Annotated in this window: 20 protein-coding genes; 16 read left to right on the top strand and 4 right to left on the bottom strand. The window is 58.4% G+C overall.

Going from position 1 to position 26,536, the window contains the following annotated elements; genetic code table 11:
* Positions 1-148 precede the first annotated feature (148 nt).
* The 4 genes from QMX93_RS20050 to QMX93_RS20035 all read left to right on the top strand — a co-directional run bounded on the left by QMX93_RS20050 (position 149) and on the right by QMX93_RS20035 (position 4,962).
* Positions 149-1,237 (top strand): polyamine ABC transporter substrate-binding protein, encoded by a 1,089-nt coding sequence (locus tag QMX93_RS20050; protein ID WP_282357739.1) that lies wholly within the window; start codon positions 149-151, stop codon positions 1,235-1,237.
* Positions 1,234-2,535 carry an FAD-binding oxidoreductase gene (locus tag QMX93_RS20045; protein WP_282357738.1) on the top strand — a complete coding sequence of 434 codons (1,302 nt, stop codon included), beginning with the start codon at positions 1,234-1,236 and terminating at the stop codon, positions 2,533-2,535. Before QMX93_RS20050 ends, QMX93_RS20045 begins: the two co-directional genes overlap by 4 nt.
* A gap of 202 nt (positions 2,536-2,737) precedes the next feature.
* Positions 2,738-4,393 (top strand): MlaD family protein, encoded by a 1,656-nt coding sequence (locus QMX93_RS20040; protein ID WP_053120231.1) that lies wholly within the window; start codon positions 2,738-2,740, stop codon positions 4,391-4,393.
* A 17-nt stretch (positions 4,394-4,410) separates the two neighbouring features.
* Positions 4,411-4,962 (top strand): PqiC family protein, encoded by a 552-nt coding sequence (locus QMX93_RS20035; protein WP_282357737.1) that lies wholly within the window; start codon positions 4,411-4,413, stop codon positions 4,960-4,962.
* Between the two features lie 16 nt (positions 4,963-4,978).
* Here the strand turns inward: QMX93_RS20035 and QMX93_RS20030 are convergent, their stop codons facing one another.
* Positions 4,979-5,824, bottom strand: coding sequence for a tyrosine-type recombinase/integrase (locus QMX93_RS20030; RefSeq protein WP_256671833.1), 846 nt, complete (start codon positions 5,822-5,824; stop codon positions 4,979-4,981).
* A 446-nt stretch (positions 5,825-6,270) separates the two neighbouring features.
* Between QMX93_RS20030 and arnB the strand changes: the two genes are divergently transcribed.
* Genes arnB through QMX93_RS19990 form a run of 8 tightly spaced genes read left to right on the top strand, consistent with a single transcriptional unit; the run spans position 6,271 to position 15,089 of the window.
* On the top strand, positions 6,271-7,419 hold the full coding sequence (gene arnB, locus QMX93_RS20025; RefSeq protein WP_282357736.1) for a UDP-4-amino-4-deoxy-L-arabinose aminotransferase: 1,149 nt from the start codon (positions 6,271-6,273) through the stop codon (positions 7,417-7,419).
* Positions 7,416-8,438: an undecaprenyl-phosphate 4-deoxy-4-formamido-L-arabinose transferase gene (gene arnC, locus QMX93_RS20020; RefSeq protein ID WP_212550999.1), complete on the top strand. Its 1,023-nt coding sequence runs from the start codon at positions 7,416-7,418 to the stop codon at positions 8,436-8,438. The genes arnB and arnC overlap by 4 nt, the downstream gene beginning before the upstream one ends.
* On the top strand, positions 8,435-10,426 hold the full coding sequence (gene arnA / locus QMX93_RS20015; RefSeq protein ID WP_282357735.1) for a bifunctional UDP-4-amino-4-deoxy-L-arabinose formyltransferase/UDP-glucuronic acid oxidase ArnA: 1,992 nt from the start codon (positions 8,435-8,437) through the stop codon (positions 10,424-10,426). The genes arnC and arnA overlap by 4 nt, the downstream gene beginning before the upstream one ends.
* Complete coding sequence (gene arnD / locus QMX93_RS20010; protein ID WP_282357734.1) at positions 10,426-11,310, top strand: 4-deoxy-4-formamido-L-arabinose-phosphoundecaprenol deformylase; 885 nt, start codon at positions 10,426-10,428, stop codon at positions 11,308-11,310. Before arnA ends, arnD begins: the two co-directional genes overlap by 1 nt.
* Positions 11,307-12,959, top strand: a complete 1,653-nt coding sequence (arnT, locus tag QMX93_RS20005; RefSeq protein ID WP_282357733.1) for a lipid IV(A) 4-amino-4-deoxy-L-arabinosyltransferase — start codon at positions 11,307-11,309, stop codon at positions 12,957-12,959. Before arnD ends, arnT begins: the two co-directional genes overlap by 4 nt.
* Positions 12,956-13,300, top strand: a complete 345-nt coding sequence (gene arnE, locus QMX93_RS20000) for a 4-amino-4-deoxy-L-arabinose-phosphoundecaprenol flippase subunit ArnE (RefSeq protein WP_282357732.1) — start codon at positions 12,956-12,958, stop codon at positions 13,298-13,300. Before arnT ends, arnE begins: the two co-directional genes overlap by 4 nt.
* Entirely contained in the window at positions 13,297-13,701 is a 405-nt protein-coding gene (gene arnF / locus QMX93_RS19995; RefSeq protein WP_282357731.1) for a 4-amino-4-deoxy-L-arabinose-phosphoundecaprenol flippase subunit ArnF, read from the top strand. Before arnE ends, arnF begins: the two co-directional genes overlap by 4 nt.
* On the top strand, positions 13,698-15,089 hold the full coding sequence (locus tag QMX93_RS19990; RefSeq protein WP_282357730.1) for a UDP-glucose/GDP-mannose dehydrogenase family protein: 1,392 nt from the start codon (positions 13,698-13,700) through the stop codon (positions 15,087-15,089). Before arnF ends, QMX93_RS19990 begins: the two co-directional genes overlap by 4 nt.
* Positions 15,090-15,329: 240 nt before the next feature.
* On the opposite strand, the gene QMX93_RS19985 is transcribed toward QMX93_RS19990, so the two are convergent.
* Entirely contained in the window at positions 15,330-19,568 is a 4,239-nt protein-coding gene (locus QMX93_RS19985) for a hypothetical protein (RefSeq protein ID WP_282357729.1), read from the bottom strand.
* A 216-nt stretch (positions 19,569-19,784) separates the two neighbouring features.
* On the opposite strand from QMX93_RS19985, the gene QMX93_RS19980 reads away from it, so the two are divergent.
* The 4 genes from QMX93_RS19980 to QMX93_RS19965 all read left to right on the top strand — a co-directional run bounded on the left by QMX93_RS19980 (position 19,785) and on the right by QMX93_RS19965 (position 24,289).
* Positions 19,785-20,963, top strand: a complete 1,179-nt coding sequence (locus tag QMX93_RS19980) for an MFS transporter (RefSeq protein WP_282357740.1) — start codon at positions 19,785-19,787, stop codon at positions 20,961-20,963.
* 155 nt (positions 20,964-21,118) lie between these two features.
* The gene (locus tag QMX93_RS19975) at positions 21,119-21,805 is read left to right on the top strand and encodes an HPP family protein (RefSeq protein WP_159812233.1); all 687 of its coding nucleotides are present in this window, start codon (positions 21,119-21,121) and stop codon (positions 21,803-21,805) included.
* Between the two features lie 222 nt (positions 21,806-22,027).
* Complete coding sequence (locus tag QMX93_RS19970; protein WP_282357728.1) at positions 22,028-23,134, top strand: enoyl-CoA hydratase/isomerase family protein; 1,107 nt, start codon at positions 22,028-22,030, stop codon at positions 23,132-23,134.
* A 3-nt stretch (positions 23,135-23,137) separates the two neighbouring features.
* Positions 23,138-24,289: an acyl-CoA dehydrogenase family protein gene (locus QMX93_RS19965; protein ID WP_282357726.1), complete on the top strand. Its 1,152-nt coding sequence runs from the start codon at positions 23,138-23,140 to the stop codon at positions 24,287-24,289.
* 214 nt (positions 24,290-24,503) lie between these two features.
* On the opposite strand, the gene QMX93_RS19960 is transcribed toward QMX93_RS19965, so the two are convergent.
* Both QMX93_RS19960 and QMX93_RS19955 read right to left on the bottom strand, forming a co-directional pair.
* Positions 24,504-25,277, bottom strand: a complete 774-nt coding sequence (locus QMX93_RS19960; RefSeq protein ID WP_282357725.1) for an enoyl-CoA hydratase — start codon at positions 25,275-25,277, stop codon at positions 24,504-24,506.
* A 15-nt stretch (positions 25,278-25,292) separates the two neighbouring features.
* Positions 25,293-26,420, bottom strand: coding sequence for an acyl-CoA dehydrogenase (locus QMX93_RS19955; RefSeq protein ID WP_201225899.1), 1,128 nt, complete (start codon positions 26,418-26,420; stop codon positions 25,293-25,295).
* Positions 26,421-26,536: the final 116 nt, after the last annotated feature.

Raw genomic sequence — 26,536 nt, 5'->3', positions numbered from 1 at the left:
TTCATTGTCTGTACCACCGCTATCGCGAGCAGGCTCACTCCTACAGGGGAATGCATTCCAAAATGTAGGAGTGAGCCTGCTCGCGATGGCGGCAGCTCAAACACCAAAGAACCACCTGAAAAATCCAATAAATTTAAGAGGTGTCGATATGCGTTTGTTGAAAACCATGGTTCCCGCCGCGCTGGCCCTGATGTGCAGCGTCGCAGCGCAAGCCCAGCCCACCGTCAGCGTCTACAACTGGACCGACTACATCGGCGAAACCACCCTCGCCGACTTCCAGGCCAAAACCGGGATCAAGGTGATCTACGACGTTTTCGACTCCAACGAAACCCTTGAAGGCAAACTTCTCGCCGGCCGCACCGGCTATGACGTGGTCGTGCCGTCCAACCATTTCCTAGCCCGTCAGGTAAAGGCCGGCGCGTTCCTCAAACTGGATCGCGAGCAACTGCCGAACTTCAAGAACCTCGACCCGAAACTGCTTGAACTGCTGCAGAAAAACGACCCGGGCAACGAGCACTCGGTGCCGTACCTGTGGGGCACCAACGGCATCGGTTACAACGTCGACAAGGTCAAGCAAGTGCTGGGCATCGATCACATCGATTCCTGGGCCGTGCTGTTCGAGCCGGAAAACCTGAAAAAACTCACCCAGTGCGGCGTGTCGATGATGGACTCCGCCGACGAAGTCTTCCCCGCGGTGCTCAACTACATGGGCATGGACCCGCGCAGCGAAAACCCGGAAGACTATAAGAAGGCAGAAGCCAAACTGCTGAGCATCCGTCCGTACATCACCTATTTCCATTCCTCGAAATACGTGTCGGATCTGGCCAACGGCGACATCTGCGTAGCCTTCGGTTATTCCGGCGACGTGTTCCAGGCCGCCAACCGCGCCAAGGAAGCGAAAAACGGTGTGAACATCGCTTACGCCATCCCGAAAGAAGGCGCCAACCTCTGGTTCGACCTGCTGGCGATTCCGGCCGATGCGAGCAACACCAAAGAAGCCCACGCCTTCATTAATTACCTGCTCGATCCGCAAGTGATCGCCAAGGTCAGCGCTTCGGTCGGTTACGCCAACCCGAACCCGGCCGCCAAGCAGTTCATGGATCCGGAGCTGGTCAACAATCCTGAGGTTTACCCGCCACAGGAAGTGCTCGACAAGCTCTACATTTCTACCACCCCGCCCCAGGCGATCATGCGTCTGATGACCCGCTCCTGGAGCAAAGTGAAGTCGAACAAATGAATCAGTACACCGAAGAACACGCCCGATCCTATTACGCCGCTTCGGCTCGGGCGACTGCACCTTATCCGCAACTGGAAGGTGATCTGAGCGCCGATGTCTGTGTGATCGGCGGCGGGTTCACCGGGGTGAACACCGCCATTGAACTGGCGCAGCGCGGGCTCTCGGTGATTCTGATCGAGGGCCGGCGAATCGGCTGGGGCGCCAGCGGGCGCAATGGCGGCCAGTTGATCCGTGGCATCGGCCATGACGTCGACGGGTTCGCCAAATACGTCGGTCAGGAAGGCGTGCGTTATTTGCAGCGCGCCGGCATCGATTCGGTGGAGCTGGTGCGCAATCGCATCGGCGACAACGGCATCGAGTGCGACCTGCGCTGGGGTTTCTGTGATCTGGCCAACACTACCGCGCAGTTCGATGCCTTCAAGGACGAACTGCTCGACCTCGCCGAACTGGGCTATGCCCACGAAACCCTTCTGATCGGCCCGGAGCAGATTCGCCAGCAAGTGGTTAACTCCGACATCTATGCCGGCGGACTGGTGGACATGGGCTCAGGCCACCTGCATCCGTTGGATCTGGTGCAAGGCGAAGCACGGCTGGCGGCTTCGCTCGGCGTGCGAATTTTCGAGCAAAGCCAGGTGCTGGAGATCATCCACGGCGCGACCGTTCAAGTGCGTTGCGCCAACGGCAGCGTGCGTGCGGGCAGTCTGGTGTTGGGTTGCAACGCGCATCTGGATGAACTCGAACAGCAACTCAGTGGCAAAGTACTGCCGGCCGGTAGTTACATCATCGCCACCGAACCGTTGTCCGAGGAACGCGCCGCGCAATTGATCCCGCAGAATCTGGCGGTGTGCGACCAGAAAGTCGGCCTCGATTATTACCGGCTCTCGGCGGATCGGCGTTTGCTGTTTGGCGGTGCCTGTCACTACTCCGGACGCGATCCGGCCGACATTGCCGCCTATATGCGGCCGAAAATGCTCAAAGTCTTCCCGCAACTGGCCGATGTGAAAATCGATTACCAGTGGGGCGGCAAGATCGGCATCACGGCCAACCGTTTCCCGCAGGTCGGGCGCCTCAAACAGCATCCGAATGTGTACTACGCGCAGGGCTATTCCGGCCATGGTCTGAACGTCACGCATTGGTGCGCAAAACTGCTCGGCGAAGCGATTCACGCCGGCCACAGCCAAGGCATGGACGTGTTCAGCGGTGTGCCGCACATGACCTTCCCCGGCGGCCCGGCGCTGCGCTCGCCGTTATTGGCTCTGGGCATGTTCTGGTATCGCCTGCGCGAACTCATCGGCTAACATCCCTCCCCTGTAGGAGCTGCCGAAGGCTGCGATCTTTTGATCTTAAAAACAGAATCAACAGATCGCAGCCTTGGGCAGCTCCTACATTTTCAATGACATATGGGTTGTTCACATTTGCTCTATCGCGAAGCACCTCTATATTAATGAGGTGCTTTTGCGTTACTGACGCTCAGTGCCCAATAAACCGAGGAGGACATGGATGAAGTCGTCAGCCGTCGACGAGCCGCGAGCACCAGGCCAGGCACCGATCAAGACCCGCCGTTTTGGCGTGTCATTGGTCTGGATTGTGCCGATTGTTGCTGTATTGGTGGGTATTTCGCTGGTCGTGCACAACATCATGCAGGAAGGCCCGACCATTACGGTCACTTTCAAGACCGGTGACGGTCTCACCGCCAACAAGACTGAAGTTCGCTACCGCAATGTGGTCATCGGCCATGTCTCGGACGTGGAATTGAGTGACGATCAGAAGAACGTCAACGCCACCATCAAACTGGCCAAACAGGCCGAAACCTTTACCCGCGAAGACTCGCAATTCTGGGTCGTGCGTCCGCGTATCGGCGCGGGCGGCGTGTCCGGCATCGACACCCTGTTGTCGGGCGATTACATCGGTGCCGACATCGGCCAGTCGAACACCCGTGCAAAGAACTTCAAAGGCCTGGAGAATCCGCCGCCGATCACCTATGGCGAGCCGGGCAAGCGCTTCAGCCTGCACACTCAAGACCTCGGTTCGCTGGACATCGGTTCACCGGTTTACTACCGCAAGATCCCGGTGGGCCAAGTGGTTGCCTATGAGCTGGACAAGGATGGCAAAGGCGTGAACATCGAAGTGTTCATCCATGCCCCCAACGATGCTTACGTGACCGAAAACACCCGTTTCTGGAACGCCAGCGGCATTGACGTCAACGTCGGCGCCAACGGTTTCGCGGTGAAAACCGAATCGCTGTCGACCCTGTTGGTCGGCGGTATCGCCTTCCGTGCCCCGGAATACAGTCCCAACGACACGGTCGCCGCTGATGACCGTAATTTCGAACTGTTCGACGATCAACAGTCCGCCCTCGCCCCGCCCAACGGCAAGGCGCAATACCTGAGTCTGCGTTTCGAACAGCCCATGCGCGGCCTCAAGGTCGATGCGCCGGTGGAGTTTTCCGGCATTGAGATCGGGAAAGTCGTGGCGATCAATCTCGACTTCGATGCGAAGAAACAAACCTTTCCGGTCAATGTCGGCATCGTCATCTACCCGCAGCGTCTTGGCCAGGCTCACGCCAAAGTGCTGAAAGCCTTCAACCACAACCCCGACGACGAAGCCGCCGGCGTGCGCCTGATCGGCACCTTCGTCGAGAATGGTTTGCGCGCGCAGGCACGCAGCGGCAACTTGCTCACCGGCCAGTTGTACATCGGTCTGGATTTCTACCCGAAAGCGCCGAAAGTACCGTTCGACGTCAATGCACGGCCGGTCAGCATACCGACCATTCCGGGCAGCCTCGAACAGTTGCAGGAAAAACTCGAAGCGATGCTCAACAAGATCAATGCACTGCCAGTGGAACGCATCGCCGGCAATCTCGATGGCAACCTGATCGAGTTGCGCAAAGGCCTGACGCAGTTCAATGCGAAGACTTTGCCGGGCGTGCAAAAAACCCTCGGCGATGTCAGCAAAACGCTGGAGTCGGCCAATTCGACGCTGGCCGAAGATTCGCCGCAACGCGAAAAACTCGGCGAAACCCTCGAAGAACTTGGACGCATGTCACGCTCGCTGCGTGAGTTGTCGGATTACCTGGGCCGTCATCCGGAATCGCTGATTCGCGGTCGCCCCGATAACGCCGCACCACTGGACCTTAAAGGCCCGCCACGCAATTGAGCACAGGAGCTGAAACCATGGCATTACCGTTGAAGATCACCGTGCTCGCTGCGTGCTTGTTGCTCGGCGCCTGTCGCAGCGACCCGATCAGCTTCCACACCCTGACGCCGGTGCAACCCGGCACCGGCCGCAGTGGCGCAGACATTGCCATCGAAGGCATTTCCGTACCGCCGCAAGTCGATCGAGCGCAAATCGTCATTCGCGAAGGCAACAGTGGTCTGGCAATTCTGGAAACCGAATGGTGGGGCGCCAGCCTCGCCGATGAATTGCGCAGCGCGCTGGTCGATCAACTGAGCAGCGCGTCCGGGCAACAGCGGTCATCGGTGCGGATTGAAGTGCAACGTTTCGATTCGATTCCGGGCCAGTACGGCTTGATCGACGTGAAATGGCGCTTGCGTCCGCTGGGGGCAACCGACAGTGGCTTGCTGACGTGCCGTTCAGTTCTGCAAACGCCATCCGGGCCGAGCATCGACGAACTGGTGGCCGCGCAGCAAAACAACGTCAAACGCCTCGCGGCGCAAATCACTCAGGCTGCCGGCAGCTCACGCGGCTGCCCACCCTCCTCCTGACCCCCGCTCGCCCTGATCAGAGGTCGAAGCGATCCACGGCGCGGCGACGTTCATTGTCGTCGCGCACGTCGTAATTGGCGGTGGTTTGAATGTTGCTGTGATGCGCCAGTTTCTGCGCGATCGACAGATCATGCTCCTCGATCACCCGCGTAATGAATGAACGTCTGAAGTCGTGAGGCATGATCTTCACCCCGACCTGCGTGCCGCGCTGACGGGCGATGTAATAGATCGCGTGTTTGGTGATGCGCTCGCGGGTGATGTGGCTGCCACGGCGGATGCGATTGAACAGAAACGCATCATCGCTCTCGCCTTCCTTGAGCTGCTCGCGACGGAATTCCAGCCAGGCATTGAGCTTGGCGAACGCCCAGGTCGGCGCGTACTTGATCAGCTGTTTATTGCCTTTGCCGGTGACGGTCAGGCTGCGCTCGCGGAAGTCGACCTGGTTTAAATCCAGATCCACGGACTCCGACTTGCGCATGCCGGTGCCGTACAACAAGGCAATCACGGCAGCATCACGCAGACCCTGCGGCCGTGGATCCGCAGCGCAGACTTCCATCAACTCGTGAATCAACGTGCGTTTGAGATTGCGGCCCTGCGATAACCGCGTGCCGGCGATGCCTTTGACCGAACGCATCTTCAATAGATGATCCTGAGTGATCAGGCTCATGCGCCACGCTTCGTTCATCACGCCGCGCACGGCATTCACATACAGCGAAGACGTGTTCGGCGCATAGTTGTCGGCGCGCAATGCGGCGACTAACGCGATGACATCCTCAGGTTGCAGCGCATGCCAAGGGATTTCCTCGATGTTCACTTCTTCGAAACCGAGGCGGTCAGCCGCATCTTGCAAAACATAACGCATGGTCAACTGGCTGGAAGGCGCCAGCCGTGCCAGATACAGCGTCAGCGGATTAGTGTTGGACGGGGTGGATTCAATACTCGACAAGTCAATCAAACGAAACGGCCTTGAATAGAAAACGGTTCAACAAAACAACTTAAAAGTGCAAAGAAACTTATATAAGGAACGACTCTTCCGTAGGACTTTTCTATTAAAAGTGCCGATGAATGGAAGAAGTCTGAACGGCGGCTGTACGGCTCAAAGATAGACGATTTGCCGACCGCTTTTTGATGTTCCTTTCACAAAAACCGGCATAACCTTAATTACAACAGGTTGCCCCGAAAGGCCTACAACCTGCCGTCCGTGGGCATAAAAGTCAATCAGGCATTCCCCGGGCGGTCTTCCAAACCATTGAAATTCCGTGTTTTTCAGACAATTGGCTGAAGGATGGCTGTCGCCTCGAGGTTCTTATGAGTCAAGCGTTTCTGCCGTTTTCGCGTCCGAGTATCGGTGAAGAAGAAATAGCCGCCGTCGAACAAGTATTACGTTCGGGCTGGATAACCACCGGGCCTAAAAACCAGGCTTTGGAAGAACAGTTCGCAGACTATGTCGGTTGCCGTCACGCCGTTGCACTTTCCTCGGCCACAGGTGGTATGCACATCGCTTTACTCGCGTTAGGCATCGGCCCCGGTGATGAGGTGATTACGCCTTCGCAAACCTGGGTGTCGACCGCCAACATGATCTCGTTGCTTGGCGCCAAACCGGTATTTGTCGACGTCGACCGCGACACGCTGATGACCGACGCAGCACGTATCGAAGCGGCGATCACCCCACGCACCAAAGCGATCATCCCGGTGCATTACGCCGGCGCGGCATTTGACCTCGATCCGCTTTACGCCCTGGCCGAGAAGCATGGCATCGCGATCATCGAAGACGCCGCCCACGCCGCCGGCACTCGCTACAAAGGTCGTCATGTCGGCTCGCACGGCACAGCGATTTTCTCCTTTCACGCGATCAAGAACATGACCTGTGCCGAAGGCGCGATGTTCGTCACCGACGACGAAGCGTTGGCCAGCCGCGTGCGCATGCTCAAATTCCACGGTCTGGGCGTTGACGCCTACGATCGCCTGACCGGTGGCCGCAAGCCGCAGGCACAAGTGATGGAGCCGGGTTTCAAATACAACCTCGCCGACATCAACGCCGCGATTGCGCTGGTACAGCTGCAACGGCTGGACGACATCAATGCGCGCCGCACTGAACTCGCCGCCGCTTACCAGCAAAAACTCGAAGGCCTGCCGGTGCAGCCACTGGCCCTGCCCGTTTACGCGCAACAGCACGCCTGGCACCTGTTCATCCTGCGCATCGACAGCGAGCGCTGCGGCATGGATCGCGAAGCCTTTATGAAGGGCTTGCAGGATCAGGGCATCGGCACCGGCATCCATTTTATCGCCACCCACCTGCACACCTGGTATCGCCAGCGTGACCCTGATTTGTACCTGCCCAACACCGAGTGGAACTCGGCACGGCTGTGCTCGATTCCGCTGTTCCCCGACATGAGCGATCAAGACCTTGATCGCGTGGTTGGGGCCATCGCCACCCTCATGGATAAACGCCTGTGAAACCCTATCCGATTCGCTGCGTGTCGATCGTCATCCCGGTCTACAACGAACAGGACAGCCTCCCGGAACTGCTGCGCCGCACCGAAGCGGCGTGCCGGATGCTGCGTCACGACTACGAAATCGTTCTCGTCGATGACGGTAGCCGAGACGAATCCGCCAACATTCTTGAAGAAGCCGCCACCCGCGAAGACAGCCCGTTCGTGGCGGTCATTCTCAACCGCAACTACGGCCAGCACGCGGCAATCATGGCTGGCTTCGAACAATGCAAAGGTGATGTGGTGATCACCCTCGACGCCGACTTGCAGAACCCGCCGGAAGAAATCCCGCGTCTGGTCGCCGAGGCGGAAAAAGGTTACGACGTGGTCGGCACCGTGCGCGGTAATCGTCAGGATTCGGCACTGCGCCGCTACCCTTCGAAGCTGATCAACCTCGCCGTGCAACGCTCCACCGGCGTCGCCATGAGCGACTACGGCTGCATGCTCCGCGCTTACCGCCGCACGATCATCGACGCGATGCTCGCCTGCCGTGAGCGCAGCACGTTCATCCCGATTCTGGCCAATAGCTTCGCCCGCCACACCACCGAAATCGTCGTCGCCCACGCCGAGCGCGAACACGGTGATTCAAAATACAGCCCGATGCGTTTGATCAATCTGATGTTCGACTTGATCACCTGCATGACCACCACGCCGCTGCGCCTGTTGAGTATTGTCGGTTTCGCCATGGCCGGTCTCGGCGTGGCGTTCGCAGCGGCATTGATCGTGTTGCGTCTGGTGTTCGGAGCCGGATGGGCCGGGGACGGCATGTTCGTGCTGTTCGCGGTGCTGTTCGTGTTCACCGGTGGCCAGTTCATCGGCATGGGCCTGCTCGGCGAATACTTGGGGCGCATGTACAGCGACGTGCGCGCCCGCCCGCGTTTCTTCATTGAAAAAGTGTTGCGCAGCCACCCTTCCCACCCGGCGCCTGCGATCACGGTTGATGGTCTTTCTTCTACTTCTACTACCGGTCAGGTTCTCTCATGAGCGCAAAAACTGTTGTCTTCGCTTACCACGATATCGGCTGCGCCGGCATTCAAGCCCTGCTCGACAGCGGCTACGACATTGCCGCCGTGTTCACTCACGCCGACGACCCGAAAGAAAACGCTTTCTACGCCTCGGTCGCGCAACTGTGCGCCAGCAAAGGCATCCCGGTGCATGCGCCGGAAGACGTTAACCACCCGCTGTGGATCGAGCGAATTGCCAAGCTCAACCCTGAGTACATTTTCTCCTTCTACTACCGCAACCTGCTGAGCGAGCAACTGCTGGCCACCGCGAAAAAAGGTGCGTTCAACCTGCACGGTTCGTTGCTGCCAAGCTACCGTGGCCGCGCTCCGGCGAACTGGGTGCTGGTCAATGGTGAAAGCGAAACCGGCGTCACCCTGCACCGCATGGTCAAACGTGCCGATGCCGGCGCCATCGTCGCGCAACAACGTGTGGCCATCGAGCGCAGCGACACCGCGCTGAGCCTGCACGGCAAACTGCGTATCGCCGCGACCGATCTGTTGCGTGACACCCTGCCAGCGATGCTGCAAGGCAAGACCAGCGAAACCGCGCAGGACGAATCGCAAGCCACGGTATTCGGTCGTCGCACGGCGGCGGACGGCAAACTGCTCTGGGCCAAACCTGCTGAGCAACTGTTCAATCTGGTGCGCGCCGTCACTCAGCCATACCCGGGCGCCTTCTGTGCCGTGGGCGAGCACAAGTTGATCGTGTGGAGTGCCGAAGTCGTCAAAGGCAACGACGGTCAGGCGCCGGGCCGGGTGATCAGTGTCGATCCGCTGCGCATTGCTTGCGGTGAAGACTCGCTGGTGATTCTCTCCGGCCAGCGCAACGACAACGGCCTGTTCCTCAGCGGCCCGCAACTGGCCAGTGAGTTGGGTCTGGTCGATGGTTCGCTGCTGCGCGGCGCTGAATCCGGTCGTGCGCCACGTCGCACGCGCGTGCTGATCCTTGGCGTCAACGGCTTTATCGGCAATCACTTGTCCGAGCGCCTGCTGCGTGATGATCGCTACGAAGTCTATGGTCTGGACATTGGCTCCGACGCCATCGACCGTCTGCGCAGCCACCCGCATTTCCATTACGTGGAAGGCGACATCAGCATTCACTCCGAGTGGATCGAGTACCACATCAAGAAGTGCGACGTGGTGCTGCCGCTGGTGGCCATTGCCACGCCGATCGAATACACCCGCAACCCGCTGCGCGTGTTCGAGCTCGACTTCGAAGAAAACCTGAAACTGGTGCGTTACTGCGTCAAGTACAACAAACGTGTGATTTTCCCGTCGACCTCGGAAGTCTATGGCATGTGCCAGGACAAGCATTTCGACGAAGACACCTCGAACCTGGTGGTCGGCCCGATCAACAAGCAGCGCTGGATCTACTCCGTGTCAAAGCAACTGCTGGATCGGGTGATCTGGGCGTACGGCGCCAAGGGTTTGAATTTCACCCTGTTCCGTCCTTTCAACTGGATGGGCCCGCGCCTTGATCGGCTGGATTCGGCGCGTATCGGCAGTTCCCGCGCCATCACCCAACTGATCCTCAACCTGGTCGAAGGCACGCCGATTCGTCTGTTCGACGGTGGCGAGCAAAAACGCTGCTTCACCGACATCGCTGACGGCGTCGAAGCACTGGCGCGGATCATCGATAACGACAACGACGTCTGCAACGGCCAGATCATCAACATCGGCAACCCGGACAACGAAGCGAGTATTCGCCAGTTGGGTGAAGAGTTGTTGCGCCAGTTTGAAGCGCATCCGCTGCGTTCCAACTTCCCGCCGTTCGCCGGTTTCCGCGACGTCGAGAGCAAGGCGTTCTACGGCGCCGGTTATCAGGACGTCGAACACCGCAAGCCAAGCATCGCCAACGCCAAGCGCCTGCTCGACTGGACGCCGACCGTGGAAATGCGCGAGACCATTGGTAATACGCTGGATTTCTTCTTGCGTGAAGCCATGCTCGAAATCGCGGACAAGCATTGATGCAGGCCGGTCTACGCATCGACGTCGACACCTTTCGCGGTACCCGTGAAGGAGTGCCGCGCTTGCTGGAAATGCTCGAAGAGGCGCAGATCAAGGCGACGTTTTTCTTCAGTGTCGGCCCGGACAACATGGGCCGGCATCTGTGGCGCCTGATCCGCCCGCAGTTCCTCTGGAAAATGCTCCGTTCCAATGCCGCCGGCCTGTATGGCTGGGACATTCTGCTGGCCGGCACTGCGTGGCCGGGCAAACCGATTGGCCGCGAACTCGGGCACCTGATGCGTCAGGCCCGCGACGCCGGGCATGAAGTTGGTCTGCATGCGTGGGATCACCACGGTTGGCAAGCGAATGCCGGGCGCTGGAGCGAGGCGCAACTGGTCGAGCAAATTCGTCAGGGCGTCGACACCTTGAGCGACATTCTTGGCGAGAAAGTCACCTGTTCGGCCGCCGCCGGTTGGCGCGCCGACGAGCGCGTGATCGAAGCCAAGCAAGCCTTCGGCTTTCGCTACAACAGCGATTGTCGGGGTTCGCAGCTGTTCCGTCCGTTGTTGGCGGATGGCACGCCCGGCACGCCGCAGATACCGGTGGATCTGCCGACCTTTGATGAGGTGGTCGGTTCTGCTGTCGCCGCGCAGGATTTCAACGCGTTCATCCTTGAGCGGTTTCGCCCGGAAAAGCTCAACGTCTACACCATTCATGCCGAAGTGGAAGGGATTCTGATGGCTGAGGATTTTCGTCACTTGCTGGCCGATGCGCGCCAGCGAGGTATCGACTTCAAACCGCTGGGCGACTTGCTGCCCGAGTTCTTCAACACTTTGCCCGTGGGTCGCGTACAGCGCGGCACTCTCGATGGCCGTGAAGGCTGGCTGGGAGTGCAAGGCGCATGACTAAACGCTGGGCATTGCCGCTGCTGTTGTTGGGAATCTGCTTGCTGGCGTATCTGCTGCCATTGGGCTCGCACGGTTTGTGGATTCCTGATGAGACACGCTACGCGCAAATCAGTCAGGACATGCTGCTGAGCGGCAACTGGGTGTCGCCGCATTTTATGAGCCTGCGATATTTCGAGAAGCCGATTGCCGGCTACTGGATGATCGCGCTCGCACAGAATGTGTTCGGACAGAACCTGTTCGGCGTGCGCTTCGTTTCGGCGCTGAGCACCGGGTTGAGCGTGTTGCTCTGTTATCTGATCGCTCGGCGTTTGTGGAATGAACCACGCAAAAGCTTCGCATGCGCCCTGCTCTACATGAGTTTCACCATCGTTGCCGGCCAGGCGGGATACGCCAACCTCGATCCGCAGTTCACCTTTTGGGTCAACCTGAGTCTGGTGGCGCTGTGGTTCGCTGTCGACAGCAAAACCAGCGGCAAACGCATGCTGGCCTGGGCAGTGCTGGGGCTGGCGTGCGGCATGGGTTTTATGACCAAGGGATTTCTCGCGTGGTTGTTGCCGGTGTTGATCGCCCTGCCGTGGATGCTCTGGCAAAAGCGCTGGCGGGAACTGCTGACATACGGCCCGGTGGCGATTGCCATCGCGATCCTCATCAGTTTGCCGTGGGTGCTCTCGGTGCATGCGCAAGAGCCCGACTTCTGGCGGTTCTTCTTCTGGCATGAACACATCCGCCGTTTTGCCAGTGACGACGCCCAGCACGATGCGCCGTGGTGGTTTTACCTGCCGCTGCTGTTGGCGTTCAGTCTGCCGTGGGCGGGTTTGATCCCGACAGCGTTCAAGCAGGCATGGTGCGCGCGCGCCCAGCCCCACGTGGTGTATCTGCTGCTGTGGCTGCTGATGCCGCTGCTGTTTTTCAGCCTGAGCAACGGCAAGTTGCCGACCTACATTCTTCCGTGCCTGCTGCCTATGGCGTTGCTGCTGGGCAATGCGTTGGCCGACCGTTTGCGGCTGGAACAGGGTCGAGCGCTGGGCTTGAACGGCCTGCTCAATCTGCTATTGGGCATCGTCACGCTGATTGCGCTGGTGTACCTGCAACTGAACCGGCCGCTGTACGACCACGAACTGCACAGTCTGGTGCTGGTGTTTATCGGGCTGATCGGCTGGATCATCGCCAACCTGCTGCAAGCCTTTCTGCCGCTGCAATGCTGGGCCGCGCCGGCGTTTGGCAGCCTGTTGCTGATCGCGGTACTGCCGGCGGCGCTGCCGAAATCGGTGGTCGCCAACAAGATGCCTGATCAATTCATCAAACATCACGTCGCTGAACTGGCTCAGACCGATCATCTGCTGAGCAATGATCTGGGTGCCGCCGCTGCACTGGCCTGGCGTTTGAAAACCCCGCAAGTCGCGTTGTACAACACGATAGGCGAATTGAAATATGGCCTTGCCTATCCTGACGGCATTCAACAACGGGTCGATCCCGATCAAGTGCAACAGTGGATGCGCGAGGCGCGCCGCAGCGGTTCGGTCGGCGTGGTGATGCGCGTCAAGGGGCAGGACGAACTGGACGAAATCGACAGATTGCCAAAGGACGGCGTCCGCTACGAACAGGGCAACCTGGTGATCATGATTCTGCCCAGGGAGGCGTCATGAGCCTGTTGCTGCTGTTGGCCGCGTGCCTGCTGACCTGTCTGGGACAGGTCGCGCAAAAGTACGCCGTGGAGAGTTGGCGCGGCGTCGACGCTTCGTTGACCGCCAAACTGCGCTCGCCGTGGTTATGGCTGGCCCTGCTCGCCCTCGGCTCGGGCCTGTTGGTCTGGCTGCTGGTGTTGCAGCGCATTGAAGTCGGCATCGCTTATCCGATGCTCAGCCTCAACTTCGTCCTGATCACTTTGATTGCGCGCTTCGTCTTCCGTGAACCGATCGACCGCCAGCATTGGTTGGGCGTGGCGTTGGTGATCGGCGGCGTGGTGTTGTTGGGGCGACAATCATGAACGCGCGGCGCGGAATCACCTTCGCCCTCGGCAGCGTTTTGCTGGTCAGCGCCGCGCAACTGGCAATGCGCTGGAGCATGACGCGCCTGCCCGCACCGGAACAATGGCTGGCATTCGACAGCCTCGACCTGCGTGCCTTGGCCGTAGTTGTCGCAGCGATCTTTGCCTACGCCTTATCAATGTTGTGCTGGCTACTCGCCTTGCGCGACTTGCCGCTGGGCCGCGCCTATTCGCTGCTGAGCATCAGCTACGCGCTGGTGTACCTGCTGGCGGCCAGTCTGCCGCTGTTCAACGAATCCTTCAGTTTCACTAAATCGCTGGGCGTGGCGTTGGTCATGCTCGGGGTCATCACCATCAACACGCGTCCGGCTCGTGCGCCTGCACTCAGGAGTGCTCCATGAAAATCACAGTATTTGGCAGCGGTTACGTCGGTCTGGTGCAAGCGGCGGTATTGGCCGAGGTTGGCCATGATGTCGTGTGCATGGACGTCGACCAGAAGAAGGTCGACCTGTTGCGTCAGGGCCACGTGAGTATTTTCGAACCGGGGCTGGCCAGCCTGGTGCGCGAAGGCCTCGATTCCAAACGCCTGCTATTTACCACCGATGAAAAACTCGCGGTGCAGCATGGTCGAGTAGCGTTTATTGCCGTGGGCACGCCGTCACGCGAGGACGGTTCGGCGGATCTGCGTTACGTGCTCTCGGTGGGCGATGCGATTGCCCGGCACCGTGAGCAGCCGCTGATTCTGGTGGAGAAATCCACAGTACCGGTGGGCACCGGCGATACCTTGCGCGCGCACATCGAAAAAGCGCTGATCAAGGTCGGTCGGCTGCTGCAGTTCGATATCGTTTCCAACCCTGAGTTTTTGAAGGAAGGCTCAGCGGTCGCTGACTGCCGCCGCCCGGATCGCATTGTCATCGGCTGTGAAGGTGATGACGTGCGCGACGTGATGCGCGATCTATACGCGCCGTTCAACCGCAACCATGACCGCATCATGTTCATGGATCTGCGCAGCGCCGAGCTGACCAAATACGCCGCCAACTGCATGCTGGCGACCAAGATCAGCTTCATCAACCAGATCGCTGAACTCGCCGAACACTTGGGCGCCGACATTGAGTCGGTGCGTCAAGGCATCGGCGCCGACACGCGCATCGGTTATCACTTCATCTATCCGGGTTGCGGTTATGGCGGTTCGTGCTTCCCGAAAGACATGCGCGCGCTGATCCACAGCGCCGAAGAAGCGCATTGCTCCAGCGATTTGCTGCAAGCGGTCGAGGCGATCAATCAGCGGCAGAAACACAAGTTGTTCGAGCGCATCAACGCGTTCTATCAAGGCGAACTTCGCGGCAAGACTTTCGCCCTGTGGGGTCTGGCGTTCAAACCGAACACCGACGACATGCGCGATGCGCCGAGCCGTGTGTTGCTGGAGGAATTGTGGGCCGCCGGCGCCAGCGTGCGCGCGTTCGATCCGGAAGCCATGCAGGAAACCCAGAACCTTTATCCGGACGAATCGAAACTGATGCTGATGGGCACCCCGGAATCGGTATTGCCCGGCGCCGATGCACTGATCATCTGCACCGAATGGCAGCAGTTCAAGGCACCGGATTTCGACCTGATCAAACAGCGTCTGAACAATCCGGTGATCTTCGACGGTCGAAACCTGTACGACGCCGAGCGTCTGGAGCGCAACGGCATCCAGTACTTCCCGATGGGCCGTGGCGAATCGCGGAAATTACCGATCCCGTTTTCAGCGGTAGCTTTCACCAACCCGATGAGATCCTGCAATACATGAAACCCTTGTAGGCGCTGCCGCAGGCTTCGATGTTTTGGCTTTTTTACAATCCAGATCAAAAGATCGCAGCCTGCGGCAGCTCCTACATGTCCCAACGCTTGCTGTGCGTCGTGCCCAATTCGCTGACGCGGCCGTTCGCCCGCTGCGCCATGCGCCTGGGACTCACCTGAGATCAACGCAAGCCCCTGTGGGAGCGGGCTTGCTCGCGAAGCTTTTGACAATTTCGCGCCCGATGAAGCCTTAGCCCGCATTCACCACCTGAAAGGTGAATTCATTCATCCACGGCCCAACGATGGACGGCAACATTTGCCTTCCGCCCATTCGAATGTTCCCGAGTGGCAGAGGTTTAGTGACACACTCCCAGTACCCGTCCTCCGTGACATTTGCACTTGCCAACGGATTATTGGTATCTCCGGACTTGTATAAAAAGACAGTTGCGCCAGGATGACCACGCCCTTTCAACAGCGCAACCGGCGCAATTTGCTCACCCTTTGAATGACTCTCGAGAATGGGTGCAGGTAGAGCATTTTCCACGTTAACGGTGACTCCTGGAGAGGATAAAGAATTCTTATCATCCAGCGTTTGCTGGACTGTAATAGTGAAATTCTTGAGCGCCGCGGCATGACTCAGGCACATACGCCACTGGCCATAAGCATCGACGGAACCTTCACCGTAAAGAATGGCACCATTATAAAAATCGCGCGCTCGAACAACGGCCCCAGGCATCCCCTTTCCGCTCATCCAGAACCGAGTGTCCACGGTAGCTCCCGCTGTCGGGCTTTCGATAGTGGGCGCGGGGAATCCGGCGCTGACTTGAACAACTTCAAACGTCGAATTTGGCTTCAACTCTGCAGACCAAATCTCGTGACTGGCCTGAATGACGGTGAGTGACTGCGAACCCTCGGCAAAAACGGGTAAGCGCAAAGCCCAACGTCCCTGTGCGTCTACCCACGCGTGAGCGAGGTCTTTACCGTTCTGACGGACATAGACCTTGGCCCCCGCAACGCCTGTCCCCGCTAGCAGCGGCTTGAGCCCGACCTCTTCACCTGGAAATGGCCGGTCGACAGTCGGTGCGCTGAAACCGGTCAGCGGATACTCGATCATGAATCGCTCGCTACGCACCCACGGCGACTTTTTCTCGCCCAAGGTTTGCTGCACGATGACCCAGTTGGGCCCAGGATTAAGATCCGTGTTGCCCTCAACTGACCAATCGCCAGACTGATCGACGGTTGTAATCGGTGCATGATTGATTGCGGGATTGAATAGATCGGCCACCTGAATCGTCGCGCCGGGGAGCCCTTGGCCGCTGAATAGTACTCTTGGAACGAGGACGTCACCGTCTGCAGGGTGAACGATCAGTGGATTAGCCAGATCCTGAAGAATGATCGTGGCCGCCTCACTGATGTCACCGCCATGGTTATCTCTGTTGCTCCATGCTTCAAGGCTGTAAGGACTTGCTCCATTGAGCGTACGGGTCAACGTGCCTGACCAGTGGCCGTCGGCATTCACAACAAAATCGCCGATGACTTCGGTATAGCCTTTGCGGCGAACTTTAACGTTGTCACCGGGAAAGCTGTGACCGGAGAGCACCACCGCCACAGGATTGACTGATTCCCCCGCGTTTGGGCTTTCGATCAGTGGTGCGTTGGTAATCGTGCGAAACGTGCGCGTAACACTGGCTCGCGTTCCGCCGGCATAAGCCTGCTTGATCCGCAGGTTTTTCGAGCCTACCTGCGCAAAAAACACGTTAGCCTTCCAGTTGCCTTTGACGTCGACAACAACGCCGCCGGGCGGTAGATACTCCGTCTCTGTCTCATTTGGCAGGCCTGGATTTTCGACGAGATATAAGGTGACCTTGGCACCGGGCAGTGCTTTGCCTGCAAACTCGCTGCGTCGTCCGTAATCACCGTTATCGGCAGGGACACTGATCGATGGGACTGGCACCATCACGTTGAACAGTACGGCGACACTGCGCTCGGAGGCCTGTGTTTCGAAGGTCTGCAGGGCATAAATATCGTGCTCGCCCAAGGTCAGGTCTTTGCTCAGACTGACTGTCCATACACCCGATGCGGGCACGATAGTTTGGCCCAGCGCCGGGCCTTCCACCTTGTTGTCGAACACCGCGACGGTGGCGCCTTCGTATCCGTTTGTCCCTTTGATTTCGGGTCGAAAGTCTGTTTCCTGTTGCTTGCCCGGGAAGGTGATCACCGGTTTAGGCGTTTCGACTGTGAACGTTTCTGGACCGGCCGCCACCGAGTCCTGCCCGCCAAACGTCTGGATGACAGAGAACGAGTGTTTGCCGGGCTTGAATTTGATATCGCGACGAAACTCCCAATTGCCGTCAGCAGAAGAAACGGGGTGCGTCGTCTCGCCAGTGTAGGTCAAGGACAGACTCGCTCCAGGCCAGCAGGTGCCTTTGATCCTCGGGGACAAATCTTCTAGCACGACACTGCTGATCGTGGGTGCCAATGGATTGATAATCAGAGGCGCTGGCGCCGTAACCGGTAGTGAGTAAACACCGTTCATCAACTGCCGTACCGACACGGTATAGCTGCCCGGTGCAACCGCAGTAGCGGTTGTCGCCGTCCAGTCGCCGGTGGCTGTAACGGTTGCTGGTGACAAAGTTACAGTCGTTGTGCCGATGAACTCGACCACCACGGTTGCAGCCGCCAGCCCCTGCCAGACACTGCCCCGTCCGGTTACGGTGGGAATTTGCCCGATCAAGGTTGGCGTGTTGACGGTCGGAACAGGCGTCGGCACGTCGAAGACAGGCGCATCGGGATGATAGATCGAAAAAAGCCACTCGCTACCATTGGCAATTTTCTGCCTCGCCCCCCAACCGGAGCCGATCGTACCAGGTACGATGGTAATGGGGGTCGTTTCGAAGTAGCCCTGCGAGTTCACCAACGCGGTAGCATTTGGAGTCCCGCTACTGGGATGAATATCGACAGTCGCACCGGGAAAGCCCGTGCCTTTAAATATTGTTGTCGTGCCGGAATGGATGATTTGAGTGATAACCGGAGGCGCGGGTCTTACAGTCAGGGCGACAGGCGCGCTGCGGGTTGACGCATTACTATAGAAACGCAACAGCGCCGTCACGCCGGCAACGCCAGGCACCAGTGCAGTAGTGATCGTGGCGCTCCAGGCACCATTGGCCGCCGTGACACCTTGACCAATTTTTTCATCGCTCAAATCACGGTAAATATCAATTTGTATGCCTGGTACACCCGTGGAATGTGTTCCTGTCAGGGTTGGCAACACATCCACCAAGCCCGGATTCGCAACGACGGGCGCTGACAAGATTGAAAATTGATGACTATCGGCCCAGACCGACACGACACTTTGCAGAGTCTGATTACACGTCAAGTTGATCGGACGTTCAGGCAGTGCGGTTGTAATCGTCACACTCCAAGAGCCATTCGCCGCAACTACCCCCTCACCAAAAACGTGATTGCCCACACCGCCCTCGACAATTTGTATTTTTGCACCAGGGCAACCGGTGCCGGTGATAGTCGGTTTAGGCGTTAAAACAATACCATCCTGAGGGCGTGTAATTATTGGCTTGCCAACTAGATAGACTGTGTGCACCGCTGAGTGCGGGGTGTAGAACGTGCCTGAATACTGCTGAGTGACAAACTGCAGTTTCATGTTGGTTCTGTTGTTTACAAAAGTTGACCAGTCACCGTTACTACTGACATTGATACCCAGCGCTACCACATCGTGCTCTGTGATATGGAGGTTGACTTTTGCATTAGGACTCGCCCTGCCAATAATGGTAAAGCCTGATGAAGACTGGATAGCTGTGTTATTCGCAGGTGTCGTTATTGTGGGAGTCCAACTTACCGTAAAATTAATATCGTTCGACCGACTTTCCACCTGCCAATTCGGCCCACTCCCCGCCAGGTAAGCAGTGTACACGCCAACCGTCAGTGATAATGGAATGCGCCAGGTATTATTATTAACCGACACCCAGCCAGTCAGATCAGCATTATCTAAAGACCGCCGAAGTTGAACCCTAACTGACCCTTGGGATGAATCTCCCGTACCGGAAAATTCAAAATCTTTACTCGAAATGGTAGACGGGGGTACCGTTATCGTCGGCGATTCTGCAATGTAATAATAGCCAGAAGACATCCACTCGCTCCAGCCATTACTTTGGTGTTTCTGTCTGTAATGGAAGTCATTTCGACCGCGATTAAGTTTCGCCGGCGGAACAAATTCAATAGGATCAAGAGGCCGATCAGAGGAATTGTATGTCAGTTCCGTATGAGTACTCCCATCAGGGGAACGAAACCGAATCTGATACTCAACCCAAACACCTCCAAACTTTTGTGACTTAAATTTTTGCCCTCTAGGAATGACCCCACCCTCTTTGGGTATTACGTAAGATGTTACATAAAGAACGCCTTCCTCCCCTTCATTCTCTCCTGAATTACCTGAGGCGAAAGATGGGATAATTGGAAATTCTTCGTTGCTCATTTTATGCCTCTTGGCGCGGTGGTTTGGGCACTGTGATTCAAACGCCAAAGTCAGGCCGCTGCCTACCTGTAAAATCTGACAGTCCCGACAAGCGGTCATAGCCTCCGTATATCTCCTACTAGTTACTAATGAACATCTCACCTTGACCACTGGCACCCGTCCAGAGAGGATGGCCCACGCCCGTCAAAACCTCGAAATATGGACATTCCCTCCGCTGTGGCCAACTACTCCCCCCTCATCCGCCGGCTAATGGTCGCGTCCCTGACCGTCGTCATCAGCCGTGCCCTGATCAGCCCGCTGCTCACGCTTTTCCTCAGCAACAAACTCGGCCTCAATCCGCAAGACGTCGGCCTACTCTTGGGCATCGCAGTCTTTAGCGCGACGCTGTTGTCGCTGTACGGCGGCTACGTCATCGACCGCCTCGACAAGCGTCAGCTGCTGATCCTGACCATGCTCTCCAGCGGCATCGGTCTGATGCTTTTGACCTTCGCGCAGAACCTGTATCTGGTCACTTTGGTGCTGATCATCAGCGAAACCGCGTCAGCCCTGTTCCTGATCTGCTCGAAGGCAATCCTCAGTGAAAACCTGCCGGTGGGCCAACGGGTCAAGGCGTTTTCGCTGAACTACACGCTGACTAATATCGGCTACGCGGTTGGCCCGATGATTGGCGTGGTGATTGCCGGCGTTCAGCCGTCGGCGCCGTTTATCGTTGCCGGGGCGATTGCCATTGGCAGTATTTTTCTGCTGCTGGGCGCCACGAAAGAGGCAAGCTCGGACTCTCCGAGCAGCCCCCCGCAAAGTTTTCTTAACACCCTGATGATCCTGAAAAACGACCGGACGATGATCCTCTTCACCCTTGGCTGCCTGCTCAGCACATTGGTGCACGGGCGCTTCACCCTGTACCTGTCGCAATACCTGTTGTTCACGCACACCCAACAGCAGACGCTCGATACGATGGCCGCCCTGCTCGCCTGCAATGCGATCACGGTGATTTTGCTGCAGTACCAGATCGGCCGATTCCTCAAGCGCGAGCACCTGCGTCACTGGATAGCCGGCGGCACGGCGTTGTTCATCGTCGGGTTGATCGGTTTCAGCCTCGCCGACAGCCTGGTGGGCTGGTGCATAGCGATGTTCATCTTCACTTTGGGCGAGATGATTATTTACCCGGCGGATTTCCTCTTCGTTGACACCCTCGCCCCGGAAGCACTGCGCGGCAGCTACTACGGCGCGCAGAATCTGGCGGCACTCGGTGGCGCGGCGAGTCCAGTGATGTGCGGGTTTCTGCTGATGCACACGCCAGCGCCGAGCATGTTCTACGCATTGAGCGCATTGGCGGCGGTGGGTGGTTATTTGTGTGTAATCAGCGGACGTCGTGTCGCTTCAGTTCAAAAGTAATGCACTGAAACTGCATTTATATGAATTTGTCAGCATCGAAATAGATCGGCACACTGTGCGCGTTCCTCCCCCAATGTTGGAACACTTCGAGGGCTTTCCGGATTGCCGGACGAGTCCTTTTTTTTGTCCGGAATTTGTAGAAGGATCGGTTTTACATGCTCGCTCGCTGGTTGCCCGCCGCCATCAATACCCGCCCCACCGAATGGAGCCGCGCCGCGATCGGCATGGCGCTCGGCACGCTGTTCAGTGTGTGGTTGTGCGCGCAGGTGTTTGGTCATGAAGTCGCGTACCACTTGATCGGGCCGCTGGGTGCTTCGGCGGTGTTGCTGTTTGCCGTTTCTTCCGGCGCCCTCGCCCAGCCGTGGTCGATTCTCGGCGGTTACTTGTGTGCCGGTGTCGTCGCTTTGCTGGTGGCTCATGTACTCGGGCGAACCCTCGGCAGTGCGTGTCTGGCGGCGGGCATGGCGCTGATTCTGATGTGCTGGCTGCGTTGCCTGCATCCGCCAGCGGGTGCGTTGGCATTGACGTTGGTGCTGGCCGATCCCGCAACGATCGCCATGGACTGGAAAGCCATGGAGCCGGTGATGCTCGGCGCCGCATGCATGCTGCTGAGCGCGCTGGCGTACAACAATCTGACGCGGATTCGTTATCCGAAACGCCCCGCAGAACCTGCGCCAATGGTTGCCCCCGTCGACACCCAGGCAATCACCGCCGAAGACTTGAAGCTGGCGCTGGCCGACATGGAAGCCTTCATCGACATCACCCCCGAAGACCTCGAACAACTGATCCACGCCAGCGAACTGCACGCCAAACGCCGCAGCATCACCGCAACCTTCACCTGACCTTTGTAGGAGCTGCCGAAGGCTGCGATCTTTTGACTTTGTTTTTCAAGATCAAAAGATCGCAGCCTTCGGCAGCTCCTACACAAGTAATCGCGTTAAGGCAAAAACGCAGACAGCCCCTGCACATATCCCCGTTGTACATGGCAAATTTGCACTGTTACGATCCGGTAACGCTCGCGCGCGAGCTTCTCGAATAAAGACAATAAAAGCAGGGAGTTACTGATGACAGCTCAGGCTTCATCCCCGCGGACTCAGTCCATGGATGCCACGCAAAACGAAGTGCTGGCCGAGGTTCGCAACCACATCGGGCACCTGACCCTCAACCGCCCCGCCGGCCTCAACGCCATCACCCTCGACATGGTTCGCCTGTTGCAACAGCAGCTCGACGCTTGGGCGACCGATGCCGACGTCCACGCCGTTGTGTTGCGCGGTGCCGGCGAAAAAGCCTTCTGCGCCGGCGGCGACATTCGTTCCCTGTACGACAGTTTCAAAAGCGGCGACACGCTGCACGAAGATTTCTTCGTCGAGGAATACGCCCTCGACCTGACGATTCATCACTACCGCAAACCGGTGCTGGCCTTGATGGACGGTTTTGTCCTCGGCGGCGGCATGGGCCTGGTGCAAGGCGCGGATCTGCGCGTGGTCACCGAGAAGAGCCGTCTGGCGATGCCGGAAGTGGCCATCGGTTATTTCCCGGACGTGGGCGGCAGCTATTTCCTGCCTCGGATTCCCGGTGAACTGGGGATTTATCTGGGCGTCAGCGGCGTGCAGATTCGCGCCGCCGATGCGCTGTATTGCGGCTTGGCTGACTGGTATCTGGACAGCAGCAAACTCGCACTCATCGACGAAAAACTCGACGCGATGGAATGGCAGGACACGCCGCTCAAATCGCTGCAAAACCTACTGGCCAAACACGGCGTGCAAACCCTGCCCGACGCACCGCTCGAAACACTTCGCCCAGCGATCGATCACTTCTTTGCCCTGCCCGACGTACCGAGCATGGTCGAGCAATTGCGCGCGGTGACCGTTGCCGACAGCCATGAATGGGCAACCACCACGGCTGATCTGCTGGAAACCCGCTCGCCGCTGGCCATGGCCGTCACCCTGGAAATGCTCCGTCGTGGTCGCCACCTCAGCCTGGAAAATTGCTTCGCCCTAGAGCTGCATCTCGATCGCCAATGGTTCGCTCGCGGCGACCTGATTGAAGGCGTACGCGCCCTGCTGATCGACAAAGACAAGTCACCACGCTGGAACCCGCCGACTCTCGCCGCGCTGGACGCTGCGCACGTCGCGAGTTTCTTTCACGGTTTTGATGAGAGCGGGAGCTGAGCCATGCACGATCTCGAACTGACTGAAGAACAAGTGATGATCCGAGACATGGCCCGCGATTTTGCCCGTGGCGAAATCGCGCCGCACGCACAAGCGTGGGAAAAGGCAGGCTGGATCGACGATGCGCTCGTGGCGAAGATGGGCGAGCTCGGTTTGCTCGGCATGGTGGTTCCCGAAGAATGGGGCGGCACCTACGTCGACTACGTCGCTTATGCGTTGGCGGTGGAAGAGATTTCCGCTGGTGACGGCGCGACCGGCGCATTCATGAGCATTCACAACTCGGTCGGCTGCGGCCCGGTGCTCAATTACGGCAGCGAAGCACAAAAGCAAACCTGGCTGGCGGATCTGGCCAGTGGCAAAACCATCGGCTGCTTCTGCCTGACCGAACCGCAGGCCGGCTCCGAAGCGCACAACCTGCGCACCCGCGCCGAACTGCGCGACGGCCAGTGGGTGATCAACGGTTCCAAGCAATTCGTCAGCAACGGCAAACGGGCGAAACTGGCGATTGTGTTTGCCGTGACGGATCCGGAGCTGGGCAAGAAAGGCATCTCGGCGTTTCTGGTGCCGACCGATACCGCTGGTTTTATCGTGGATCGCACGGAACACAAGATGGGCATTCGTGCGTCGGATACCTGCGCGGTGACGCTGAACAATTGCAGCATTCCCGAGGCCAATCTGCTCGGTGAGCGTGGCAAAGGTCTGGCGATTGCCCTGTCCAACCTTGAGGGTGGACGTATCGGCATCGCGGCTCAGGCATTGGGCATTGCCCGTGCGGCGTTTGAAGCGGCGTTGGCCTATTCGAAGGATCGCGTGCAGTTCGACAAGCCGATCATCGAACACCAGAGCATCGCCAATATGCTTGCGGACATGCACATGCAGATCAACGCGGCACGGCTGCTGATCTTGCACGCGGCGAGATTGCGTTCGGCGGGGAAACCGTGTTTATCGGAGGCTTCGCAGGCCAAGTTGTTTGCTTCGGAAATGGCCGAGAAGGTCTGTTCGTCGGCGATTCAGATTCATGGCGGGTATGGGTATCTGGAAGATTATCCGGTCGAAAAATACTACCGCGATGCGCGGATTACCCAGATTTATGAAGGGTCGAGCGAAATACAGCGGATGGTGATTGCGCGGGATTTGAAGAACTATCAGTTGTGATTGTGTCCGGCCCCTTTTCCCTCACCCCAGCCCTCTCCCAGAGGGAGAGGGGGCCGATCGAGGTGTCTGGCGTTTTGCATCGACCTGAAAGACCGGGTCCATTATGGATTCGGTGATGTGCATCCAGGTCGGCGCAGATCATCAATATCCCCCAATCAGTCCCCTCTCCCTCCGGGAGAGGGCTAGGGTGAGGGGCTTTTAAGCTCAATTCAAATCACTTGCCCTGGAACTCCGGCGCACGCTTGGCCACAAACGCCGCCATCCCTTCTTTCTGATCCTGCGTCGCAAACGCTGCATGGAATACCCGACGCTCAAAACGCACGCCTTCCGTCAGGTTCACTTCAAAGGCACGGTTGACACTCTCCTTGACCATCATCGCAATCGGCAACGACTTGCTCGCAATCACCGCAGCGACTTTCAGCGCTTCATCCAGCAGCTCATCACTCGGCACAATCCGCGCGACAATCCCGCAACGCTCCGCTTCCACCGCATCAATCAAGCGCCCGCTCAAGCACATCTCCATGGCCTTGGCCTTGCCGACTGCGCGGGTCAAACGCTGGGTGCCGCCCATGCCCGGCAGCACGCCGAGGTTGATTTCCGGTTGACCGAACCTGGCGTTGTCGCCGGCCAGAATGAAGTCGCACATCAGCGCCAGTTCACAGCCACCGCCGAGGGCAAAACCGTTCACTGCAGCGATGATCGGCTTGCGGCGGTTGGCCACGCGATCGCTGTCGCTGAACAGATCGTCCATGTAGATCTGCGGGTAGGTCAGCTCAGCCATTTCCTTGATGTCGGCACCGGCGGCGAAAGCCTTTTTCGAACCGGTGATGACGATGCAACCGATGTTCGCGTCCGCTTCCAGCATATCCAGCGCCTGGTTCACTTCGCTGACCAGTTGCGCGTTCAGGGCGTTCAGCGCCTGCGGACGGTTGAGGGTAATCAGGCCAACACGGCCATGGTTTTCCAGCAGAATCGTTTCGTAAGCCATGGGTAAAATTCCTTGTCAGAGATTGCGCGAAATGACCATACGCTGAATGTCGCTGGTACCTTCGTAGATCTGGCAGACGCGCACGTCGCGGTAGATACGTTCCAGCGGGAAGTCGTTGAGATAACCGTAACCGCCGAGGGTTTGCAATGCCATCGAGCAGACCTTCTCGGCCATTTCCGAAGCGAACAGTTTGGCCATCGACGCCTCGACCAGTGCTGGCTGGCCGCTGTCACGCAGGGCCGCCGCGTAATGCACCATCTGCCGGGCGACGGCAATTTGCGTGGCCATGTCCGCGAGGCGGAATGCGACGGCTTGATGTTCGATGATCGGCTTGCCGAAGGTGTCACGCTCGCGGGCGTAATCACGCGCGGCTTCAAATGCGGCACGGGCCATGCCCACCGATTGCGAAGCGATGCCAACGCGACCGCCCTCAAGATTGGCCAAGGCGATTTTGTAGCCCTCGCCCTCCTCGCCCAAACGGTTGGCCACCGGCACCTTCACGTCTTCGAAAAGAATCTGGCAGGTGTCGGAGGCGTGCTGGCCGAGCTTGTCTTCGACCCGCGCAACTTTGTAGCCCGGCGAATCAGTCGGCACGATAAACGCGCTGATGCCGCGCTTGCCAGCGCTCGGATCGGTCACGGCAAAGACGATGACGATCCCGGCGTTCTGCCCGGACGTGATGAACTGTTTGCAACCGTTCAGCACGTAGTGATCGCCTTCCAGCCGCGCACGGGTTTTCAGGCTGCTGGCGTCGGAACCGGCCTGCGGTTCGGTCAGCGCAAAGGCACCGAGCATGGCGCCGCTGGCCAGCGGTTTGAGGAAGCGTTCGCGCTGATCGTCGTTGCCGAACTTGAGGATCGGCACGCAGCCGACCGAGTTGTGCACGCTCATGATCGTCGAGCAGGCACCGTCACCGGCAGCGATTTCTTCCAGGGCCATGGCGTAGGCCAGGTAGCCGGTGTCGCAACCGCCCCACTGCTCCGGCACGAGCATGCCGAAGAAGCCCAGCTCGGCCATTTCAGCGATGGCTTCCTTGGGGAAACGGTGCTCGCGATCCCACTCGGCGGCGAACGGCTTGAGGCGTTCCTCGGCGAACTGCCGGGCCATGTCGCGGATCTGGGTTTGGTCTTCGTTGGGAATCATGGTGAATCCTTAAATCCGGGTTACCACAATCCCCTGTAGGAGCTGCCGCAGGCTGCGATCTTTTGATCTTGCTTTTGTTTTCCAAAAATCAAAGTCAAAAGATCGCAGCCTGCGGC

Source organism: Pseudomonas sp. PS01303 (genome assembly GCF_029959385.1).
Classification (GTDB): domain Bacteria; phylum Pseudomonadota; class Gammaproteobacteria; order Pseudomonadales; family Pseudomonadaceae; genus Aquipseudomonas; species Aquipseudomonas rustica.
The sequence above is the reverse complement of the archived record's forward strand: the minus strand, read 5'-3'. Positions and strand labels throughout refer to the sequence as shown.

What these genes read in the sequence shown, in the direction of transcription:
- arnE (WP_282357732.1), top strand. Translation starts at nt 12,956, where the DNA reads ATGAGCCTGTTGCTGCTGTTGGCCGCGTGCCTGCTGACCTGTCTGGGA.
- QMX93_RS20040 (WP_053120231.1), top strand. Translation starts at nt 2,738, where the DNA reads ATGAAGTCGTCAGCCGTCGACGAGCCGCGAGCACCAGGCCAGGCACCG.
- arnA (WP_282357735.1), top strand. Translation starts at nt 8,435, where the DNA reads ATGAGCGCAAAAACTGTTGTCTTCGCTTACCACGATATCGGCTGCGCC.
- arnF (WP_282357731.1), top strand. Translation starts at nt 13,297, where the DNA reads ATGAACGCGCGGCGCGGAATCACCTTCGCCCTCGGCAGCGTTTTGCTG.
- QMX93_RS19955 (WP_201225899.1), bottom strand. Translation starts at nt 26,420, where the DNA reads ATGATTCCCAACGAAGACCAAACCCAGATCCGCGACATGGCCCGGCAG.
- QMX93_RS20050 (WP_282357739.1), top strand. Translation starts at nt 149, where the DNA reads ATGCGTTTGTTGAAAACCATGGTTCCCGCCGCGCTGGCCCTGATGTGC.
- QMX93_RS19985 (WP_282357729.1), bottom strand. Translation starts at nt 19,568, where the DNA reads ATGAGCAACGAAGAATTTCCAATTATCCCATCTTTCGCCTCAGGTAAT.
- QMX93_RS19970 (WP_282357728.1), top strand. Translation starts at nt 22,028, where the DNA reads ATGACAGCTCAGGCTTCATCCCCGCGGACTCAGTCCATGGATGCCACG.
- arnB (WP_282357736.1), top strand. Translation starts at nt 6,271, where the DNA reads ATGAGTCAAGCGTTTCTGCCGTTTTCGCGTCCGAGTATCGGTGAAGAA.
- arnD (WP_282357734.1), top strand. Translation starts at nt 10,426, where the DNA reads ATGCAGGCCGGTCTACGCATCGACGTCGACACCTTTCGCGGTACCCGT.
- arnT (WP_282357733.1), top strand. Translation starts at nt 11,307, where the DNA reads ATGACTAAACGCTGGGCATTGCCGCTGCTGTTGTTGGGAATCTGCTTG.
- QMX93_RS19975 (WP_159812233.1), top strand. Translation starts at nt 21,119, where the DNA reads ATGCTCGCTCGCTGGTTGCCCGCCGCCATCAATACCCGCCCCACCGAA.
- QMX93_RS20030 (WP_256671833.1), bottom strand. Translation starts at nt 5,824, where the DNA reads ATGCGTTATGTTTTGCAAGATGCGGCTGACCGCCTCGGTTTCGAAGAA.
- QMX93_RS19965 (WP_282357726.1), top strand. Translation starts at nt 23,138, where the DNA reads ATGCACGATCTCGAACTGACTGAAGAACAAGTGATGATCCGAGACATG.
- QMX93_RS19960 (WP_282357725.1), bottom strand. Translation starts at nt 25,277, where the DNA reads ATGGCTTACGAAACGATTCTGCTGGAAAACCATGGCCGTGTTGGCCTG.
- QMX93_RS19990 (WP_282357730.1), top strand. Translation starts at nt 13,698, where the DNA reads ATGAAAATCACAGTATTTGGCAGCGGTTACGTCGGTCTGGTGCAAGCG.
- QMX93_RS20045 (WP_282357738.1), top strand. Translation starts at nt 1,234, where the DNA reads ATGAATCAGTACACCGAAGAACACGCCCGATCCTATTACGCCGCTTCG.
- QMX93_RS20035 (WP_282357737.1), top strand. Translation starts at nt 4,411, where the DNA reads ATGGCATTACCGTTGAAGATCACCGTGCTCGCTGCGTGCTTGTTGCTC.